The sequence below is a fragment of the Streptomyces sp. CB02414 genome (assembly GCF_001905385.1).
Classification (GTDB): domain Bacteria; phylum Actinomycetota; class Actinomycetes; order Streptomycetales; family Streptomycetaceae; genus Streptomyces.
Window position 1 is genome coordinate 293,508 of record NZ_LIPF01000005.1, and the last position, 20,257, is coordinate 313,764.

General features: G+C 72.6%; 18 protein-coding genes. 12 read left to right on the top strand and 6 right to left on the bottom strand.

What is annotated here, in order from left to right:
- Positions 1-169 precede the first annotated feature (169 nt).
- Entirely contained in the window at positions 170-664 is a 495-nt protein-coding gene (locus tag AMK11_RS18360; RefSeq protein ID WP_073728451.1) for a hypothetical protein, read from the top strand.
- 64 nt (positions 665-728) lie between these two features.
- Here AMK11_RS18360 and AMK11_RS18365 read toward each other — a convergent pair whose 3' ends face one another.
- Together AMK11_RS18365 and AMK11_RS18370 are read right to left on the bottom strand one after the other, a co-directional pair.
- Complete coding sequence (locus AMK11_RS18365; RefSeq protein WP_073728452.1) at positions 729-1,241, bottom strand: hypothetical protein; 513 nt, start codon at positions 1,239-1,241, stop codon at positions 729-731.
- Positions 1,242-1,428: 187 nt separating this feature from the next.
- Positions 1,429-2,193: a bestrophin-like domain gene (locus AMK11_RS18370; RefSeq protein WP_079187523.1), complete on the bottom strand. Its 765-nt coding sequence runs from the start codon at positions 2,191-2,193 to the stop codon at positions 1,429-1,431.
- Positions 2,194-3,032: 839 nt separating this feature from the next.
- Here AMK11_RS18370 and AMK11_RS18380 point away from each other — a divergent pair.
- From AMK11_RS18380 to rmdA, 3 genes are all read left to right on the top strand, one after another.
- Positions 3,033-3,983 carry an SCO0930 family lipoprotein gene (locus tag AMK11_RS18380; RefSeq protein WP_073728457.1) on the top strand — a complete coding sequence of 317 codons (951 nt, stop codon included), beginning with the start codon at positions 3,033-3,035 and terminating at the stop codon, positions 3,981-3,983.
- 226 nt (positions 3,984-4,209) lie between these two features.
- Positions 4,210-5,022, top strand: coding sequence for an SAM-dependent methyltransferase (locus tag AMK11_RS18385; protein WP_073728459.1), 813 nt, complete (start codon positions 4,210-4,212; stop codon positions 5,020-5,022).
- Entirely contained in the window at positions 5,019-7,163 is a 2,145-nt protein-coding gene (gene rmdA / locus AMK11_RS18390) for a cyclic Di-GMP phosphodiesterase RmdA (protein ID WP_073728461.1), read from the top strand. Before AMK11_RS18385 ends, rmdA begins: the two co-directional genes overlap by 4 nt.
- A 147-nt stretch (positions 7,164-7,310) precedes the next feature.
- On the opposite strand, the gene AMK11_RS18395 is transcribed toward rmdA, so the two are convergent.
- Positions 7,311-8,195, bottom strand: coding sequence for a LysR family transcriptional regulator (locus AMK11_RS18395; protein ID WP_073728463.1), 885 nt, complete (start codon positions 8,193-8,195; stop codon positions 7,311-7,313).
- Between the two features lie 131 nt (positions 8,196-8,326).
- Between AMK11_RS18395 and AMK11_RS18400 the strand changes: the two genes are divergently transcribed.
- The 6 genes from AMK11_RS18400 (at position 8,327) to AMK11_RS18425 (ending at position 14,468) form a co-directional block, all read left to right on the top strand.
- Complete coding sequence (locus tag AMK11_RS18400; RefSeq protein WP_073728465.1) at positions 8,327-8,998, top strand: succinate dehydrogenase; 672 nt, start codon at positions 8,327-8,329, stop codon at positions 8,996-8,998.
- Position 8,999: 1 nt separating this feature from the next.
- Positions 9,000-10,949: a fumarate reductase/succinate dehydrogenase flavoprotein subunit gene (locus AMK11_RS18405; protein ID WP_073728467.1), complete on the top strand. Its 1,950-nt coding sequence runs from the start codon at positions 9,000-9,002 to the stop codon at positions 10,947-10,949.
- The gene (locus tag AMK11_RS18410) at positions 10,946-11,692 is read left to right on the top strand and encodes a succinate dehydrogenase/fumarate reductase iron-sulfur subunit (RefSeq protein ID WP_073728469.1); all 747 of its coding nucleotides are present in this window, start codon (positions 10,946-10,948) and stop codon (positions 11,690-11,692) included. The genes AMK11_RS18405 and AMK11_RS18410 overlap by 4 nt, the downstream gene beginning before the upstream one ends.
- Positions 11,693-11,892: 200 nt before the next feature.
- Positions 11,893-12,666, top strand: coding sequence for a GNAT family N-acetyltransferase (locus AMK11_RS18415; RefSeq protein ID WP_073728471.1), 774 nt, complete (start codon positions 11,893-11,895; stop codon positions 12,664-12,666).
- Positions 12,666-13,484 carry a lysophospholipid acyltransferase family protein gene (locus AMK11_RS18420; RefSeq protein ID WP_073728473.1) on the top strand — a complete coding sequence of 273 codons (819 nt, stop codon included), beginning with the start codon at positions 12,666-12,668 and terminating at the stop codon, positions 13,482-13,484. The genes AMK11_RS18415 and AMK11_RS18420 overlap by 1 nt, the downstream gene beginning before the upstream one ends.
- Before the next feature lie 72 nt (positions 13,485-13,556).
- Complete coding sequence (locus tag AMK11_RS18425) at positions 13,557-14,468, top strand: DUF2382 domain-containing protein (protein ID WP_073728475.1); 912 nt, start codon at positions 13,557-13,559, stop codon at positions 14,466-14,468.
- Positions 14,469-14,514: 46 nt separating this feature from the next.
- Here the strand turns inward: AMK11_RS18425 and AMK11_RS18430 are convergent, their stop codons facing one another.
- Positions 14,515-16,860, bottom strand: a complete 2,346-nt coding sequence (locus AMK11_RS18430) for an ATP-binding cassette domain-containing protein (protein WP_073728477.1) — start codon at positions 16,858-16,860, stop codon at positions 14,515-14,517.
- Positions 16,861-16,924: 64 nt separating this feature from the next.
- Positions 16,925-17,944, bottom strand: a complete 1,020-nt coding sequence (locus tag AMK11_RS18435; protein ID WP_073728479.1) for an LLM class flavin-dependent oxidoreductase — start codon at positions 17,942-17,944, stop codon at positions 16,925-16,927.
- Between the two features lie 59 nt (positions 17,945-18,003).
- Between AMK11_RS18435 and AMK11_RS18440 the strand changes: the two genes are divergently transcribed.
- A complete protein-coding gene (locus tag AMK11_RS18440) occupies positions 18,004-18,495 on the top strand; it encodes a phosphatase domain-containing protein (protein WP_073728481.1) in 492 nt (163 codons plus the stop codon).
- 21 nt (positions 18,496-18,516) lie between these two features.
- Here AMK11_RS18440 and AMK11_RS18445 read toward each other — a convergent pair whose 3' ends face one another.
- Positions 18,517-18,732, bottom strand: a complete 216-nt coding sequence (locus AMK11_RS18445) for a dodecin (RefSeq protein ID WP_073728483.1) — start codon at positions 18,730-18,732, stop codon at positions 18,517-18,519.
- A gap of 253 nt (positions 18,733-18,985) precedes the next feature.
- Here AMK11_RS18445 and AMK11_RS18450 point away from each other — a divergent pair, with 253 nt between their 5' ends.
- A complete protein-coding gene (locus AMK11_RS18450; RefSeq protein WP_073728485.1) occupies positions 18,986-20,248 on the top strand; it encodes an extracellular solute-binding protein in 1,263 nt (420 codons plus the stop codon).
- Positions 20,249-20,257 lie beyond the last annotated feature (9 nt).

Genomic DNA, 20,257 nt, shown 5'->3' on the forward strand with positions numbered 1-20,257 from the left:
TGACCTGCGGCGATATCGGCTCCCGCGGTTCCGGCCCGGTACGCCCCTCACCAGGACGGACCATTCCCGAAATGCGGCCCCGCGCGGGGCAACTGAGGGTCTTTCTGGGAGACGCTTTCTCGCCGATCGACCGGGGACGGGTCCCGGGGCGTCTTTCGCGGAGGATCACATGCGCAACACTCGTGCCCTCGCGGCCGCCGGCGCCGCGGTCGCTGTCCTCGGGCTGGCCGCCCCCACGGCCACCGCGGGCGGCGACCACAACCAGCCGAGCAACATCGTCGCCCTGCCCAGTGTGATCGCCCGCGGCGGCCAGATGACCGTCACGGTCGACGGCTGCCCCCAGGGCGGCACGATGACCTCGGACGCCTTCCGGACGACCCACCTGACCCCGGTCAAGGGCGCCAACGAGACGTCCAAGGGCACCGCCACCATCAAGGAGGACGCCCGCCCGGGCTCGTACGACATCACCGTCAACTGCTCGGGCCGGCGCCTGACGCGTCCGGCCGCCTTCACCGTCATCGGGGGCGTCCGCGGCGGCATCGGCGGCAGCAGCACCAGCGGGGCCACCTCGACCGACATCGCGATCGGCGGCGGACTCGTCGCCGCGGCCGTCGCCGGTGGCGGCCTGTTCTGGATGCGCCGCCGCGCCGAGCGCCGCTACTGAGCCGACACAGGAGTTCGCCCCGGACCGCGAAGGGGCCGGGGCGAACTCCTGTGTCAGCGCGGGCTCAGGCCGCGCCCTCGCCGGAGCGTCGGCGCGAGAGGTGCCACGCGGCGCCGACCGAGCCCGCGACGAGCAGGGCGCCGAGCCCGATCTCCGTCACGTCGAACCCGGCGACGCTGCCGCCCTCGCCGGCGTGGACGCCCTTGTCGGGGTGGCGGGGCTGGTGCGTGGGGTGGCCGGAGTGGCCGCCCGCGATGGTCAGGTCCAGGGTCTCGGTCCTGCCGTCGCAGGCGAACTTCACCTCGTAGACCGCCCCGCGTCTGGCGTCCCGGTCGACCTCCGCCGTCGCCGAATGCTCGCGCCGCGGGATGGTGACCGTGTCGAACACCGCCGACGAGACGGTGACGCGGCCCTCGCAGCCGCCTGCCCCGCGGCCCACCCCCAGCGTCACCTCCCCGCCGGGCGCCACGGTGGCGGGGCTGAGCGTGAAGCCGAACGTCGAACCGTGGGCCGGTACACAGGCGGACAGGGCGGCGACGCCCAGCAGTGCGACCGAGGCGGCGGGTATCGCGCGCATGTGAATCCTCCGGGTCCCGAGGAGCAGCGGGCGGACCTGTACCGCTCGCGCCAGGAATGCACCTCGATGTCCGAAACGCTAGGAACCCGGAGGGTCCGCCGCGATCGCAGTCGCGCGAATGGGGCAGATGTGTGGGCCGCTCAGGGGACGCCGACGGCGTGTCGGGCGCCCCCTGACGCGGGGAACCTCAGTCCCGTGCTCCGGGGAAGAGGTTCAGGAACGGGTCCGTCGACGCCGCCACACCGCGGCTGAACGGTGCGTCGAAGTCCCAGATGAGGAAGAGCAGGAAGGCGATCAGCGCCGAGAACAGCCCGGCCAGGATCAGCTCGCGTGCCGTGCGCCGGATCTGCAGCGCGAAGACCATCCCGACCGTGACGACACCGCCCGCGATGAGGCCGAACCACACCACGCCCGGCATCGTCGCACCGGTCGACTCCGCGCGGGCGATGCGGGCCTGGTCCGCGGCGGTCACCTGGTCGACGAGCGGCTGGTACGCCTGGGCCTCGAAGTCCGTCCTCGGCTCGTAGTCCGTGACGTCCGCGCGGACGCGGTCGAGGAGCTCGGTGCCGCGCTCGGTCACCTCGCCCCGGTCGGCCATCGCCTTCCACTCGGTGGTGACGACGTGTCCGACATAGGCGTTGACATCCTCCCGGATGCGGTCACGGACGTCGGGCGGGTAGACGCGGACGCGTTCCGAGATCTCGTGCAGCGCGACCGCCTCCGCCTGGACGTGGTCCTGGGCGGCGCTGCGCGCCTCCCAGACACCCGCGATGGCCAGGCCCAGGACGATGGCGTACACCACGCCGATCCACATCGTCATGTACTCGATGACGTCCGGGGTCTCGGTGATGTCTTCGTCGTCGGACGCCCGGCGGTGCCGCACGAAGGTGATGATGACCACCACGACACCGGCGGCCACCATCGCGAGGGTGAGAACAAGCCATTCCGGCAAGACAGGCTCCAGAGGATCAGCGCGCACGGAGCGCGGCGACGGCGACCACCGCGGGCACCGTGATGAGCAGGACGAAGACGAGCGGTGAAGTGGCCCCCCGCGAGGACCGCTGCTGCGGAGGGGCGGCGCGGTAGCGCGGGTAGTGCACCGGGCTCAGCGACGGCCGGGGCGTGGGCGTGGCCGACGGGGAGGGCGCGGGAGGCGCCGGCCGGTCCGGTACGGGGGTGGGCGCCGGCGGAGGGGTAGGGGTCGGCGCGGGCCGCTCCGGTGCCGGCCGCGGGGGCGGCGAGGGAGGCGGCGGCTCGGGTCTCGGGGCGGGCGGCGCCGGCGGTTCCGGTTCGGGTTCCGGCTCGGGCGGTGGCGGGGGAGTGGGCTTCGGCGGTGGTGGCGCGGGCGTGGGCGGCGGGGCGGGCGGAGGCGTCGGTGAGGGCTCGGGGCACGCCGGGAAGGTGGGCCAGGTGCCACTCCCGGCGACCGCCACGGCGTCGATGCCGCCCGGTCCCGTCGAGGCGTACGCGCAGGCGTCCGCCCGCGCCGGGCCGACCGGTGCGCCGACGAGCGTGACCGTCAGCGTCACCAGGGCCAACACCCGTCCGGCACAGGCGGATCGGGTCGGTTCGGGTCCATGCACGAGCAGATCATGAAGCCCGCGCGAGCCGGGACAGTCCCGATTACCGGACGATTGGCCCGAAGGAGGTACAAGAAGCGGTCACCGGTTTGACCTGGCCCGCAAAGAAAACCGCGCCCCGGTTGAACACGACCGGCGTCCGCGTGCGTACCCAGTGTCGTGCGGCGGCGCGCGGCCGCCCCGGAACCTTCGTGACGATCGGGGATTGACGATGAAGACCTCCTGGCGGAGCGCCTCACTCGTGGCGGGCGCTGCGGTGGTGCTGGCGCTGACGACGGCGTGCGGCCAGGACGGCGGCGGTGCCACCGGCAGCCAGAACGTGGGCGCCACGGCCGCGCCCGGAGACGTCGGCGACATCGGCGCCGGGGCCGGCGAGGGACTCGGCAGCGGCACCGGCGCGAACGAGCGGGCGTCGGCGAACGCGCCGCAGCCGGCGGGAAAGCTGTCGGTCGCCACGAACGCCGAGATCGGCGAACTGGTGACCGACGGAACGGGCCGCACCCTCTACCGCTTCGACGCGGACACCGCCAAGCCGCCCAAGACGAACTGCGAGAACGACTGCGCCACCGCCTGGCCGCCCGTGGCCGCCGACGACGCGCTGGCCGGCGAGGGCATCGACGAGAAGCTGCTCGGCGAGGTCACCCGGCCCGACGGCACCAAGCAGCTCACCATCGGCGGCTGGCCGGCCTACCGCTACGCCAAGGACACCGCCGCCGGCGACGTCAAGGGCCAGGGCGTGGGCGGCAAGTGGTACGCGCTGGCCGCCGACGGCAAGAAGGCCGAGGCGGACGACGCGCCCGGACTCTCCACCCGCGACGACCCGAAGCTCGGCGAGATCGTCGTCGACGGGAACGGGATGACCGTCTACCGCTTCATGAAGGACGAGGCCTGGCCGAAGCCCGTGTCGGCGTGCACCGGCGAGTGCCTGGAGAAGTGGCCCGTCGTGGCGCCCGTGGAACCGAACGACACCGAGGGCGTCGTGAAGAAGGACCTGATGACCTTCACCCGGCCCGACGGGGCCGAGCAGCAGACGGTCGACTGCTGGCCGATCTACACCTTCGCCGGTGACAAGAAGCCCGGCGACACCAACGGTCAGGGCGTCGGCGGCACCTGGTACGCCGTCTCGCCCGACGGAAAGCCGGTCGGCGCGCCGAAGAAGTAGCGGCCTCCCGCCCGCCGGCTCCGGCGCGCGCGACCCGAGGGCCGTCCCCTCCGCACCAGGCGGAGAGGACGGCCCCGTTCGCGTGCTTGCGCCCGCCTTGTCGCGTGGCACGTGCCGCAGGCAGTGACCGGGAACGGACGGTCAATTTCCGGTTGGACTCGCCCGTTTGGCAGGCGATCAGTAGCCTCTGCTCGAACACCGGATCGCCTATGCCTTGGAGAGCTAGATGGAGCGTCCCGCCTGGGCCCCCCGCAGCATCGACATCTCGGTGCCCAGCGTGTCCCGGATCTACGACTTCTACCTGGGCGGTTCGCACAACTTCGAGGTGGACCGGGAAGCGGCCCGCAGGGCCATGGAGTTCATGCCGGGGCTCCCCAAGATCATGCAGGCGAACCGGGCGTTCATGCGTCGCGCGGTGCGCTTCGCCGCCGCGGAGGGCATCGACCAGTTCCTGGACATCGGCTCCGGCATCCCCACCTTCGGCAACGTCCACGAGGTGGCCGCGCGCAGCCGCCCCGGCTCCCGCGTCGTCTACGTCGACCACGACCCGGTGGCGGTCGCGCACAGCGAGGCGGTCCTGGCGGGCAACGACGACGCGGGCGTCGTGGCCGCCGATCTCCTCAAGCCCCGGGAGATCCTCGCCAGCCCCCAGGTGGAGCGGCTGATCGACCTGAATCGGCCGGTCGCCCTCCTGCTGGTTGCCATACTGCACTTCGTGGAAGACGCGGACGACCCCTACGGTGCGGTGGCCGAGTTGAGCGACGCGCTCGCGCCCGGCAGCATGCTCGTCCTCACGCACGCCTCGTACGAGGGCATCCCGCTGCCCGCGGAGCGGGCCGGGGGCACGGTGGACGTGTACAAGGACATCCGCAATCCGCTGATCATGCGCTCGCGCGACGAGATCGCGCGGTTCTTCGAGGGGTACGACATGGTGGAACCCGGACTGGTGCCGATGCCGCGCTGGCGGCCGGAGGGGGCGCCGGAGGACGAGGACCCGTACGCCTTCTCCGGGTTCGCCGGCGTGGGGCGTACGGCGTGACGGCACAGCCGGGCGGGCCGGAGGACAGACTGCGCCGGTTCGCGACGATCTGGAGCCGGTCGGTGTTCCCGGTGACCTCGACGTCGTCGACCCGGCAAGAGTTCGAGGAACAGCTGCTGCCGCTGGCCCGCAGACTGTGCGGCGTACTGCGGGCCCGGAGCTTCGACGCCGACGAGGCCAGGGCGGTCGGCGCCGCGCTCGTCGACGCGCACTGCACCGACCCCGAGGCGCTGACCCGGACCCTGGACTGCGTGGACGCCTACCTGGTGCTCTACTGCGGCGAGGACGGCGACCCGGAGGACCTGCGGGCCCGTTCGGCCCGGCTCCAGCACGCCATGGCGGCCGGGTTCGCGGGGGCGCTGCGGGCCAGGACCCTGGCCGAACAGGAGGCCATCGCTCAGGCCGCCCTGAAGGCGCAGGGCGTGGTCGCCGAGGCCCTGCACGCCAGCGAGGCCCGCTTCCGCGCCGTCTTCGAGGGCGCCGCCATAGGCATCGGCATCGCCGACCTGGACGGCAACATCCTCCAGGTCAACGGCGCGCTGATGCGCATGTTCGGCATCACCGACCGCACGCTGCGAGGCCGCGGGGTCCGCGAGTGGTCGCACCCCGACGACGCCCCTCACACCTGGCGGCTCTACGACGAGCTGGTCCGCGGCGAGCGCGAGCACTACCACGTGGAGAAGGCCTTCTACCGGCCCGACGGCACCGTCCTGTGGACCAACCTCACCGTCTCCCTCCTGCGCGACGCCGACGGCACCCCGCAGTACCAGCTCGCGCTGATGGAGGACACCACCGAGCGCCGGCTGCTCAACCTCCGGCTGCGCTACGAGGCCACGCACGACGCGCTGACCGGCCTGCCCAACCGCAGCTTCTTCTTCGAACGTCTGGAGAAGGCCCTGAACGCGGGCCCCGGACAGCGCTTCGGCCTGTGCTACCTCGACCTCGACGGCTTCAAGACCGTCAACGACAGCCTCGGCCACGCGGCCGGCGACCGCCTTCTCGTCGAGGTGGCCGACCGGCTGCAGGCCTGCGCCACCGCGCCCGGCGAGATGGTCGCCCGGCTCGGCGGCGACGAGTTCGTGGCGCTGACCACGGGCCCCGACACCCCGCACGAGGTCGACGAACTCGCCGGGCGCATCATGAACGCGCTGCTCGCCCCGATCAGCGTCGACGGCCGCGAACTGACCGTGCGCGGCAGCATCGGCGTCGTCGAGGGCCCGGCGGGCGAGCGCAGCCCGGCCGAGGTGCTGCGCAGCGCCGACATCACCATGTACCGGGCCAAGTCGGCGGGCGGCAACCGCTTCGAGCTGGCCGACCCGGAGGCCGACGCCCGGGTCATCACCCGGCACGGTCTGACGACCGCGCTGCCCGCGGCCCTGGAGCGCGGCGAGTTCTTCATCGAGTACCAGCCGCTGGTCCACCTCGGCGACGGCAGCGTGCACGGGGCCGAGGCACTGGTGCGCTGGCTGCACCCGCAGCACGGCGTCCTCGGCCCGGACCGCTTCATCCCGCTCGCGGAGCACACCGGGCTGATCGTGCCGCTGGGCCGCTGGGTCCTGGAGCAGTCCGTCCGGCAGGCCCGCGCCTGGCGGGAACGGTACGGAGCGACGGCCTCCGCCGGCCCGCTGCGCATCAACGTCAACCTCTCGCCCTGCCAGCTCACCCACCCCGGCCTGGTCCAGGACACCGTCGACATCCTGGAGCGCGCGGGCGTCACCCCGGACGCGCTCTGCCTGGAGGTGACGGAGTCGGCCCTCATCGGCGCCGACGACGACCTCCTGAAGCCGCTGCGCCGCCTGGCCGAGCTGGGGGTGGACATCGCCCTGGACGACTTCGGCACCGGCTACTCCAACCTCGCCAACCTGCGCCGGCTCCCGGTGAGCGTCCTCAAGCTGGACCGCTCCTTCACCCAGAGCATGCAGCGGTTCCCGGCCGACCCCGTCGACCTCAAGATCGTCGAGGGCATCGTCGCCCTGGCCCACAGCCTCGACCTCAAGGTCACCGTGGAGGGCGTGGAGACCGGCGCCCAGGCCGAACAACTCCGCATACTCGGCTGCGACACGGCCCAGGGCTGGTACTACGCCCGCCCGGGACCACCGGAGCGGCTGCACGAACTGGCCCTGGTGGACGCGACGGCGTGACTGTCTCCCCCGCGCCCTGTCATGGGCGTCGGGGGAGTTCCGGTCAGGGGCGCGGGGAACTGCGCGCTCAGCCACGGATCACCCGCACTCCCGGACGAACCTCACCCCCACGGCGGCACCGGGCCCTGCCCGCACCCAGAGGGACAGTCACCGTTCCAGCAACATCCGCTGCAACTCCCGCGCGGCCCGAGGCGGAGCCACATCACTGCGGTGCGCCAGCGCGATCGTCCGGTACAACCCCGGCCGGGCCAGCGGAGTGACCCGCAGACCGCGCCCCGACCGCGCCGCCACCATCCGGGGCACCACCGCCATCCCCAGCCCCGCCCGCACGAATCCCAGCACCGCGTCCATCTCCCCGCCCTCCACGGCGAAGTCCGGCTCGAAGCCCTCCGCGCGGCACGCCGCCACCGTCAGTTCCCGCAGGTCGTAACCGTGCCGGAACATCACCAGGCGCTCGCCCTCCAGGTCGGAGATGTGTACGGCGCGCCGGCCGCCGCCCGGCCGCGGCGCCTCCGGTGACGACACCACCACCAGGTCCTCCCGCAGCAGCTCGACCGTCGTCAGCGCCGGCGACGCGGTGGGCAGCGGAAGCACCACCAGCGCCAGGTCCAGCGCGCCCCGCGCCAGCTCCCGCACCAGGTCGTGCGAGCCGCCCTCCTCGATCATGAGCCGGATGCCGGGGTACCGGTCGTGGAAGGCGCGCAGCACGTCCGGCAGCAGCCCGGTGCACAGGCTCGGTGTGGCGCCCAGCCGCACCCGCCCGCGCCGCAGCTGCACCAGCTCTAGCACCTCGTGCCGGGCGGTGTCCGCGTCGGCGAGGATGCGCCGGGCCAGCGGGAGCAGCGCCTCCCCGGCGTCGGTGAGCGTGATGTTGCCCCGCGCGCGCTGGAACAGATCGGCGCCCAGCTCCCGCTCCAGCGCCTTGATCTGCTGCGACAGCGACGGCTGCGCCACATGGACCGTCTCCGCGGCCCGGGTGAAGTGCCGGGTCTCGGCGACCGCCACGAAGTACTGGAGCTGCTGCAACTGCATGCGACCACCTTACGTCCGCGATAGCCAGAGCCTATGGAAACGAGGCGGACCATGTCTTGGACCGATGGCACTTCGCCCCCGTAGCGTCTTGCGACATGGCTCTGGCAACGCGGACGGACCGACGGCCGTCCATGGCGCGCACCGTGTGGGACTCGACCGTCGGCAAGAAGACAGTGATGGCGGTCAGCGGTCTCGTCATGCTGCTCTACCTGGTCGCCCACATGATCGGGAACCTGAAGATCTTCTTCGGGACGACCGAGTTCAACGAGTACGCCCACTGGCTGCGCACGGTCGGCGAGCCGTTCATGCACTACGAGTGGACGCTCTGGCTGATCCGCGTGGTGCTGGTGGTCGCCGTCGTCGCCCACGCCGTCTCCGCGTACCAGCTCAGCCGCCGCGACATCAAGGCGCGGCCCAGCAAGTACGTGCACAAGAAGAAGCGGGCCAGTTACGCGACGCGCACCATGCGGTGGGGCGGGATCATCCTCGCCCTGTTCATCGTCTGGCACATCCTGGACCTGACCACCGGCACCGTGCACTCCGGCGGCTTCGAGACGGGCAAGCCCTACCAGAACGTCGTGGACACCTTCTCCACCTGGTACGGCAACGTCATCTACATCGTCGCCGTGCTCGCCGTCGGCCTGCACATCCGGCACGGCTTCTGGTCCGCCGCCCAGACCCTCGGCGCCGGCAGCCGCACCCGCGACCGCGCCCTGAAGACCGTCGCGAACGTCCTCGCGCTGCTGCTCACGGTGGGCTTCGTCGCCGTCCCCGTGGGCGTCATGACCGGAGTGGTGAGCTGACATGACAACGTACGCCGACTACACGACCGGAGAGCCGGTCGCCGACACCAAGGCCCCCGCCGGGCCCGTCAACGAGCGCTGGGACACGCGCCGCTTCGAGGCGAAGCTGGTCAACCCCGCCAACCGGCGCAAGCAGACCGTCATCGTCGTGGGCACCGGTCTCGCGGGCGGCTCGGCCGGCGCGACCCTCGCCGAACAGGGCTACCGCGTCGTCCAGTTCTGCTACCAGGACTCCCCGCGCCGGGCCCACTCCATCGCCGCGCAGGGCGGCATCAACGCAGCGAAGAACTACCGCAACGACGGCGACTCGGTCCACCGGCTGTTCTACGACACCGTCAAGGGCGGCGACTTCCGCTCCCGCGAGTCCAACGTGCACCGGCTCGCGCAGATCTCCGTCGAGATCATCGACCAGTGCGTGGCGCAGGGCGTGCCCTTCGCCCGCGAGTACGGCGGCCTGCTCGACACCCGCTCCTTCGGCGGCGTCCAGGTCTCCCGTACGTTCTACGCCCGGGGCCAGACGGGTCAGCAGCTGCTGCTCGGCGCCTACCAGGCGCTCAGCAGGCAGATCGCGGCCGGCAACATCGAGATGCACCCGCGCACCGAGATGCTCGACCTGATCGTCGTGGACGGCCGGGCGCGCGGCATCGTCGCCCGGGACCTGATCACCGGCAAGATCGACACGTACTTCGCGGACGCGGTCGTCCTCGCCAGCGGTGGGTACGGCAATGTCTTCTACCTCTCCACCAACGCCATGAACTCCAACGCGACCGCCGTGTGGCGGGCGCACCGGCGCGGCGCGTACTTCGCCAACCCCTGCTTCACGCAGATCCACCCCACGTGCATCCCGCGCACCGGCGACCACCAGTCCAAGCTGACGCTGATGAGCGAGTCGCTGCGCAACGACGGCCGGATCTGGGTGCCGAAGGCCAAGGGCGACGACCGTCCGCCGAACAAGATCCCCGAGGGCGAGCGCGACTACTACCTGGAGCGCGTCTACCCGTCCTTCGGCAACCTCGTGCCCCGCGACATCGCCTCCCGCGCCGCCAAGAACGTCTGCGACGAGGGCAGGGGAGTGGGGCCCGGCGGCCAGGGCGTGTACCTGGACTTCGCCGACGCCATCGGGCGCATGGGGCGCAAGGCCGTCGAGGCCAAGTACGGCAACCTCTTCGACATGTACCAGCGGATCACCGACGAGGACCCGTACAAGGTGCCGATGCGGATCTACCCCGCCGTGCACTACACGATGGGCGGACTGTGGGTCGACTACGACCTCCAGACCACCGTCCCGGGCCTCTTCGCCATCGGCGAGGCCAACTTCTCCGACCACGGCGCCAACCGGCTCGGCGCCTCCGCGCTGATGCAGGGCCTGGCCGACGGCTACTTCGTCCTGCCGGCCACCATCAACGACTACCTCGCCCGCAACCCGCACAAGGACGAGGTCGACGACGGCCACCCCGTCGTGCAGGAGGTGCTGGCCGAGACCGAGGACCGGCTCAACCTGCTCCTCTCCGTCGACGGCGACCGCACCCCGGACTCCTTCCACCGTGAACTCGGCGAGCTGATGTGGGAGTTCTGCGGCATGGCCCGCACCGACGCGGGCCTGCGCAAGGCTCTGGAGCGCATCCCGCAGATCCGCGAGGAGTTCTGGCGCCGCATCAAGGTCCCCGGGGCCGGCGAGGAGTTCAACCAGTCCCTGGAGAAGGCCAACCGCATCGTCGACTACCTGGAGCTCGCCGAGCTGATGTGCCTCGACGCGCTCGACCGCGCCGAGTCCTGCGGCGGCCACTTCCGCGAGGAGTCGCAGACCCCGGACGGTGAGGCGGCCCGCAAGGACGACGAGTTCGGCTACGCGGCGGCCTGGGAGTTCACCGGCACCGGCGAGGCTCCCACCCTGCACAAGGAAGACCTGGTCTTCGAGTACGTCCACCCCACCCAGCGGAGCTACGCATGAAGCTCACCCTGCGCGTCTGGCGGCAGAAGAACGCCGACGCCGAAGGCGCCATGTCCACGTACGAGGTGGACGGAATCTCCAGCGACATGTCCTTCCTGGAGATGCTCGACACCCTCAACGAGGAGCTCATCCTCAAGGGCGAGGACCCGGTCGCCTTCGACCACGACTGCCGCGAGGGAATCTGCGGCGCCTGCTCGCTGGTCATCAACGGCGACGCCCACGGACCCGAGCGCACGACCACCTGCCAGCTGCACATGCGGTCCTTCGAGGACGGCGACACCATCGACGTCGAACCGTGGCGGGCCGCCGCCTTCCCGGTCGTGAAGGACCTGGTCGTCGACCGCTCCTCCTTCGACCGGATCATCCAGGCCGGCGGCTACATCACCGCGCCGACCGGTGCGGCCCCCGAGGCCCACGCCACGCCGGTGCCGAAGCCGGACGCGGACTTCGCCTTCGAGCACGCGGAGTGCATCGGCTGCGGCGCGTGCGTCGCCGCCTGCCCGAACGGCGCGGCGATGCTCTTCACGTCCGCGAAGGTCAACCACCTGAACGTGCTGCCGCAGGGGGCGCCCGAGCGGGAGACGCGGGTGCTGGACATGGTGGCGCAGATGGACGACGAGGGCTTCGGCGGCTGCACGCTGGCCGGCGAGTGCGCGACGGCTTGCCCGAAGGGCATTCCGCTCGTCTCCATCACCAGCATGAACAAGGAGTGGCTGCGGGCCACGCGGAAGGTGGCCAAGTAGCCCCACGGACGTTCGCCGGAAGGTGCGGACGGGCGGGGCCGGGAGAGGTGCTCATCCCGGCCCCGTCTCGCATGCGCGCCCGGCATTCAGGAAGCGCACATCCGCGCTCCCGGCAGTCGTCATGCGCAGTACAGCCTGCGTCGGAAGAACTGGTGCGAGCCGTCCCCGCGACCACCGTTCTCACGACCAGGAGAGCACCCATGACCGGCGTACTGACCGCAGACCGCCCCCCGAAGCCCGCCGCGCCCCACCGCTACACCGTCAGCCTCGCCCGGGACGAGGAGGACGTGCGGGCCGCGCAGCGGCTGCGGCACGACGTCTTCGCCGGGGAGATGGGCGCCCTGCTGGCGAGCCCGCAGCCCGGACTCGACGTCGATCCCTTCGACGCGTACTGCGATCACCTGCTGGTGCGCGAGGAGACGACCGGGCAGGTCGTCGGCACCTACCGGCTGCTGCCGCCCGAGCGCGCCGCCGTCGCCGGACGGCTCTACGCGGAGAGCGAGTTCGACCTCACGGCGCTGGACACCATCCGGCCCGGCCTGGTCGAGGTCGGCCGCTCCTGCGTGCACCCCGGCCACCGCGACGGCGCCGTCGTCGGGCTCATCTGGGCCGGCATAGCCCGCTACATGACCGAACGGGGACACGAGTGGCTGGCCGGCTGCTGCTCCGTCCCGCTCGCCGACGGCGGCGCCCTCGCCGCCGGGACCTGGGACCGGGTGCGTGCCAAGCACCTGGCGCCCGAGGAGTACCGGGTGCGGCCGCTGCTCCCGTGGGTCCCGCGCACCTCGGCGGCGCCGGCCGGCCGCACCGAGCTCCCGGCGCTGCTGCGCGGCTACCTCCGCCTCGGCGCCTGGGTCTGCGGCGAGCCCGCGCACGACGTGGACTTCGGCGTCGCCGACCTGTACGTGCTGCTGCCGATGAACCGGGTCGACCCGCGCTACCTGCGGCACTTCCTCTCGCTCGTCCCGGCCTGATGAGCGCCTGGCTGCCCACCGCGCCCTGCACCCCGGGGGAGTGCGTGGAGCCGCTCCCGGCCGCGCGGGGGATGCCGCGTGCCGTACTGCGGCTCACGGCGGTCGCCGTGCTGCTCCTCGCCGGCGTCGCGGTCGTCCTCACGCCGCTGCGCACCCGCGTCCCGGCCGTCCTGGTGCGGTGCTGGTGCCGGTGGGCCGTGCGGGCTGCCGGTGTCCGGGTGCGCGTGACGGGCACCGCCCCGCCCGAGGGCGGTCTGCTCCTCGTCGCCAACCACGTCTCCTGGCTCGACGTCCCGCTCCTGGCCGCCGTGCGGCCCGCCCGGATGCTGGCCAAGAGCGAGGTGCGGCGCTGGCCGGTGGCGGGCCCGCTGGCCGCGCGTGCGGGTGTGCTGTTCCTGGAACGGGACCGGCTGCGGGCCCTGCCCGGCACGGTCGCCGTGATCGCGCGGGAGCTGCGCGCGGGCGCCGCGGTCGCCGTCTTCCCCGAGGGCAGTACCTGGTGCGGACGTGCCCGGGGGAGTTTCCGCCGGGCCGTCTTCCAGGCCGCCCTGGACGCGGGGGCGCCGGTCCAGCCGGTGCGCATCCGCTACTGGAGCGGAGAGCGGGCGGTGGGTACGGCCGCCGCGTTCGTGGGCGAGGACACCCTGCTCGCCTCCCTGTGGCGGGTGGCGTCGGCGCGGGGACTGACCGCCGAGGTCGAGGTGCGCCCCGTGCTCCCGCCCGGCCGCCACCACGACCGCCGCGCCCTCGCCGCTGCCGCCGAGCCGGAGCACGGCCACCCCGGGGAAGCACATTCGAAAAGTATGCGCACTTTGTGACGTATGTGCCGTTTTCGTACGGCTGATGCGGACATCCGGAAGGCAGGCACTCCGGAAGGAGGGTGATGCCAGATGATCACCCGTGAAGAGATCGCCAACGTCCTGGACCATCCGGTCTACGACGGGGACGGCAACAAGATCGGCGACGCCAAGCACGTCTTCTTCGACGACATGACAGGGCGCCCCGAGTGGGTGAGCGTCAAGACGGGGATGTTCGGCTCCAGCGAGTCCTTCATACCCATCCGTGACGCCGCGGTGGTGCAGGACCACCTCGAGGTCCCCTACCGCAAGGAACAGGTCAAGGACGCACCCAATGTCGACGTCGACGCGGGCGGCCATCTGTCCGAGTCGGAGGAGCACCGGCTCTACGACTACTACGGCATCAACTGGGACAGCGTGCTCACGGAGGCCGAGCGCACTGACGACGGCCGCTTCGCCGCCGGCCCGGGACCGGCGGGCACCGCCCAAGCGGCGGGAGCCGCGGGCGCGGCCGGCATGGCGGGCACCGCCGGCACGGCGGGCGGCATGGCGGGCCGTCAGGAGGGCGCGGACCGCACCGGCATGCGCGGCGACGACGCCATGACCCGCTCCGAGGAGCAGATGCACGTCGGCGTCGAACGGCGTGAGTCCGGCCGGGCCAGGCTGCGCAAGTACGTGGTCACGGAGGAGGTCCAGCAGACCGTTCCGGTGAGCCACGAGGAAGTCCGGGTGGAGCGCGAGCCGATCACCGAGGCCAACCGCGGGGACGCGCTGGCCGGACCGGAGATCAGCGAGGCCGAGCACGAGATCACGCTGCACGAGGAACGCGCCGTCGTGGAGACGGAGACGGTGCCGGTGGAGCGCGTCCGGATGACCACGGAGGAGCACACCGAGGACGAGGTCGTGCGCGGCCGGGTGCGCAAGGAACGGATCGAGGCCGAGACCGAGCGCTACGACGACGAGACGCGGCGCTTCGACGACGAGACGCGGCCGGGTCGCGAGTAGTCCCGCCGCGCCCCTCAGCGCGGAGCGGGGCGCCGGTGACCCGGTTTCACCGGCGCCCCGCGCCGTGCAGCGCCTCGGCCAGATATCGTGCCGTGGCGCTCCCCTCCGCCCGGGCCACCTCGGCCGGCGGCCCCTCGGCCACGATCCGGCCGCCCGCGTCGCCGCCGCCCGGCCCCAGGTCGATCACGTGGTCGGCGCCCGCCACCACGGCCATGTCGTGCTCGACGACGACCACCGTGTGCCCGGCGTCCACCAGCCCGTGCAACTGCCGCATCAGCACCTCGACGTCGGCCGGGTGCAGACCGGTCGTCGGCTCGTCGAGGAGGTACAGGGTGTGGCCGCGCCGCCCCCGCTGCAGTTCGCTCGCCAGCTTGATGCGCTGTGCCTCCCCGCCGGACAGCTCGGTCGCCGGCTGACCGAGCCGCAGGTAGCCGAGCCCCACGTCGAGCAGCGCGGCGAGGCTGCGGGCCGCCGTCGGCGTGTCCGCGAAGAACTCCGCCGCGCCCTCCACCGTCAGGTCCAGCACTTCGGCGATGTTCCGCCCCCGGTGCGCCACTTCGAGCGTCTCCGGGTTGTACCGCGCCCCGCCGCAGTCCGGGCACGGCGCGTACGTGCTCGGCAGGAACAGCAGCTCCACGCTGACGAACCCCTCGCCCTGGCAGGTCTCGCAGCGCCCTCCGGACACGTTGAAGGAGAAGCGGCCGACGCCGTAACCCCGCTCGCGCGCCTGGCCGGTGGCCGCGAAGACCTTGCGCACCACGTCGAACAGGCCCGTGTAGGTGGCCAGGTTGGAGCGCGGGGTCCGTCCGATCGGCCGCTGGTCGACGGAGACCAGCCGGCCCACCCCCGGCAGTTCCTCGGTGATCTCACCGATCAGCGTCGACTTCCCCGAGCCGGACACACCCGTCACCGCGGTGAGCGCGCCCAGCGGGAAGCCGGCGGTCACCTCGCGCAGGTTGTGGCGGCTGACCGGACCGACCGTCACCGAGCCGCGCGGCGCCCGCGGCGTACGGGCGGGCGCGGGGGAGCGGTCGAAGAGGTGACGGGCCGTCGCGGACTCCCCGACCCCGGCCAGCCCCTCCACCGGACCGCTGTACAGCACCCGACCGCCGTGTTCGCCCGCCCGGGGGCCCACGTCCACGATCCAGTCGGCGTCGCGCATCACGCCGAGGTGGTGCTCCACCACGAACACCGAGTTGCCCGCCGCCTTCAGCCGTTCCAGCACCGTCAGCAGCGCCTCGGTGTCCGCCGGGTGCAGTCCCGCCGACGGCTCGTCCAGGACGTAGACGACCCCGAACAGCCCGGAGCGCAGCTGCGTCGCCAGCCGCAGCCGCTGCAGCTCGCCCGCCGACAGCGTGGGCGTCGAGCGGTCCAGGCTCAGGTAGCCGAGGCCCAGCTCGACGACGGGCCCGATCCGGGAGGCGAGGTCCTCGGTGAGCACGCGGGCCGTCTCGCCGTCCGTCGGCAGCGCCCCGGCGAGTTCCGTGAGCGGCAGCGCGGCCAGCTCGGCGATGGTGCGTCCGCCGACGGTCACCGCCAGGGCCTCGGGCCGCAGCCGCCCGCCGCCGCAGACCGGACAGGGCGCACTGGTGAGGAAGCGCTCCGCCCTCGCCCGCAGCGTGGCGCTCTTCGTGTCCGAGAAGGTCTTCATCACGTACCGCCGGGCGCTCGTGTACGTGCCCTGGTACGGCCGCTGGATACGGCCGGCGTCTCGCACCGGGTGGACGGTGGCCACCGGCTGCTCGTCCGTGAACAGGATCCACTCCCGCTGTTCGGCGGGCAGCTCGCGCCAGGGCCGGTCCACGTCGTACCCGAGCGCGTCGAGGACGTCCCGCAGGTTCTTGCCCTGCCAGGCGCCCGGCCACGCGGCGATCGCGCCGTCCCGGACCGACAGCGAGGGGTCCGGGACCAGCAGCTCCTCCGTCGTACGGTGCGCCCGCCCGAGGCCGTGGCACTCCGGGCACGCCCCGGCCGCCGTGTTCGGCGAGAAGGCGTCCGAGTCGAGCCGCGGCGCGCCCGGCGGGTAGTCGCCGGCGCGGGAGAACAGCATCCGCAGGGAGTTGGAGAGGTTGGTGACCGTGCCGACCGAGGAACGGGACGTCGGCCCCGTACGGCGCTGCTGGAGCGACACGGCGGGCGGCAGCCCGGTGATCTCGCCGGCCTTCGGGGCGCCGACCTGGTGGATCAGCCGGCGGGCGTACGGCGCGACCGACTCGAAGTAGCGCCGCTGCGCCTCCGCGTACACCGTCCCGAAGGCCAGCGACGACTTCCCGGACCCCGAGACACCGGTGAACACGGCCACCACGTCCCGGGGGATGTCCACGTCCACGCCCTTGAGGTTGTGCTCACGGGCGCCGCGCACCCGGACGTACGGGTCGTGGGGACTGTGCATCGCGGGGAACTCCGTACGGTCTTCGGCCCGGTCGAGTCCGGGGAGGGGGACAAACCCCGCGATTCTACGCCGCGGCGATGGCCGTCGCCGTGCCGGTGACGCGGGCGAGCCGCCGGTAGGAGTCCAGCAGGGCCTCGCGGTCGTACGTGCTCGTGGTGACCAGGACCTCCTGCGCGCCCGTGTCCTCGACCAGCGACTCCAGCTCCTCGGCGACCTGCTCCTCGGTGCCGGCGAGGTGTCCGGCGAGCCCCGACTCGTACAGGTCGCGCTCCTTGGCGGTCATCGTCCGGGCCGCGGCCGCCTCGGCCGGGGGCAGCGGCGGGAAGGAGCCGCGGGTGCGGGCCTGCGCCATGGACCAGGCCTCGGGGACCAGGAGCCGCCGGGCCGTCTCGGGGCTGCCGGCCACGGCGATCGTGCCGGAGACGACGACGTACGGCTCGCTGCCCCACTCGGAGGGACGGAACCCGGCGCGGTAGCGGTCGATGCCGCGCAGCATCCGGTCGCGGTCGCGCAGGTCGCCGATGACCATCGGCAGCCCGGCCCGGGCCGCCACGGCCGCGCCCTCGCCCATGGCCAGCACGAACGGCGGCACCGTCAGCCCCTCCGCCGGGCGGGCGTGCACCCCGGTCGGGGACGTGCCCCGGAACCAGCCCAGCAGCTCGGCCAGTTGCGCGTCGAAGTCGTCGGCGTCGTCCTTGTCCCGGCCCAGCGCCCTGCGTACGCCGTCGGTGAAGCCCACCGAACGGCCCAGCCCCATGTCGACCCGCCCCGGAAACAGCGACTCCAGCACACCGAACTGCTCGGCGACGACCAGCGGCCGGTGGTTGGGCAGCATCACGCCGCCGGTGCCGACCCGGATGCGGCGCGTGGCGCCGGCGACGGCGGCGGCCAGCACGGTCGGCGCCGAGCCCGCCACGCCGGGCACGCCGTGGTGCTCCGCCACCCAGAACCGGTGGTAGCCCAGCCGCTCGGCCTCCCGTGCCAGCGCCACGGTGTCGCGCAGCGCCTCGGCGGCGGTGTGTCCCTCGCGGATGCGGGAGCGGTCGAGGACGGAGAAGCGGGTGGAGGCGATCACTGAGCTCACACCGGGTTCAACGCCTGCGCGGCGCCAGGATTCCCGGCAGCGCAATCTAGGGTGGGCGGGTGACCGACAGCGAGAAACTCCCGGTGGCCGTGTTCGACCTGGACAACACCCTCGCCGACACCGCGCACCGGCAGCGGTTCCTGGAGCGCCGGCCCCGCGACTGGGACGCCTTCTTCGCCGCCGCGCCGCACGACGCGCCGCTCGCCGAGGGCCTCGCGCTGGTGCGGGAGAGCGCCGAGGAGTGCGAGATCGTCTATCTGACCGGGCGGCCCGAGCGCTGCCGGCGCGACACGCTCGACTGGCTGGCCGCCCACGGCCTGCCCCAGGGGCCCGTGCACATGCGGGGCAACGCCGACCGGCGGCCCGCCCGGCGCACCAAGCTGGAGATCCTCCGGCGGCTCGCCCGGACCCGCGAGGTCAGGGTCCTGGTGGACGACGACGAACTGGTCTGCGACGACGCCGAACGGGCCGGGTTCACCGTCGTCCGGGCCCGCTGGGCGGCGCGGTCGGCCGAACTGCGGGTGGCGCAGGAGCGCGAGGGCCGCACCTGACCGCCCGGGCTCCCGGTCCGCTCAGTCCGTCTCCTCCAGGCGGAAGCCGAGCTTCAGGCCGACCTGCCAGTGCGCGATCCGCCCTTCCTCGATCTGGCCGCGGACCTGGGTCACCTCAAACCAATCGAGATTGCGCAGGGTCTCGGAGGCACGGGTGATGCCGTTGCGGACGGCCTGGTCGACGCCGTCGGGCGAGGTGCCGACGATCTCGGTGACCCGGTAGGTGTGGTTCGACATGCGGGTGCTCCCTTCCGCGGGCGGCGGTGTGCCGTGTCACTCCACCGTGCCCCAAGCCGGGACGTGGCGCGAGGCGTCGGGACCCCCGGCGGAGCAACCGGCCGTCACCCCTTGACCTCGGCATTGGTACATACCAACATGGCTGCCACCCGTTCGAGCTCCGGGCTCGTTCCCCCACGTCGGGTCTCCCTTCGCATGCGCAGGACATCTCTGTCCGCGCCCGCACCTTGTTCGTCAGACAGAAGGACCCTCCGTGAGACGTCGCCTCCTCGCCCTTGTTTGCGTGTCCGCCTCCCTGCTCAGCGGCTGCGGCCTGATGTCGCAGGACGGCGAGGGCGAGCGGCGTGCGGTCACGGTCTGGCTGATGAAGGGCAGCGCCTCGGACGACTTCCTGAAGCGGTTCACCGAGGAGTTCGAGCGCGAACACCCCGGCCTGGACCTCGACGTGAAGATCCAGGAGTGGACCGGCATCGGCGACAAGGTGCAGACGGCCCTGAAGGCCGACGGCACCGACGGGCCCGACGTCATCGAGGTGGGCAACACCCAGGTCCCGCAGTACGCGGAGGGCGGCCGGCTCCAGGACCTGACCCTGGAGTCGATGCGGGACTGGGGCCTTCAGGACTGGCTGCCGGGCCTCGCCGAACCGGGGCAGTGGATGTCCCAGCAGTACGGCATCCCCTGGTACGCCGCCAACCGCGTGGTCATCTACCGCAAGGACCTGTTCGAGCAGGCCGGCATCACCGATACGCCCCGCACCCGCGAGGAGTGGCTCACCGCCACCGAGAAGCTCGACTCCGGCGGCGACCAGGGCATCTACCTGGCCGGTCAGGACTGGTACACCCTCTCCGGCTTCATCTGGGACGAGGGCGGCGAACTGGCCGTGGAGGAGGGCGGGACCTGGCGGGGAGCCCTGGACTCCGAGGCCGCCCTGCGCGGCATGGACTTCTACCGCGAACTGCAGGCCCTGGGCGACGGCCCGGTCGACGCCGACGAGGAACACCCGCCGCAGGCCGGCGTGTTCGCCAAGGAGGACGTCGCGCAGATCGTCGCCGTGCCGGCGGTCGCCCAGAGCATCCTGCGGGACAACCCCGGCCTCAAAGGCAAGCTGGGCTTCTTCCCGGTGCCCGGCAAGACCGCCGACAAGCCCGGCGCCGTCTTCACCGGCGGCTCCGACCTCGTCGTACCGAAGAACACCGACCAGCACGAGGGCGCCCTCGCCGTCGTCGAGGCTCTGGTCGGCGCCGAGTGGAACACCGACCTGGCCCGCACCATGCACTACGTCCCGAACAAGAAGTCCCTCGCCGACGCCGTCGCGGGCGAGGAAGCGGTCGCCGCCATGGCCGCCGGCGCCGCACAGGGCCGGGCGACCCCCGGCACGCCCCGGTGGGGCGCGGTGGAGGCGGACAACCCGATCAAGGAGTACATGACGAAGGTGCTCACCGGAGGCGACGCGGAGTCGGAGGCCGCCAAGGCCTCCGACCGCGTCACCGAACTCCTGGACCTGGACGCGCGCTGACCCGCGCGG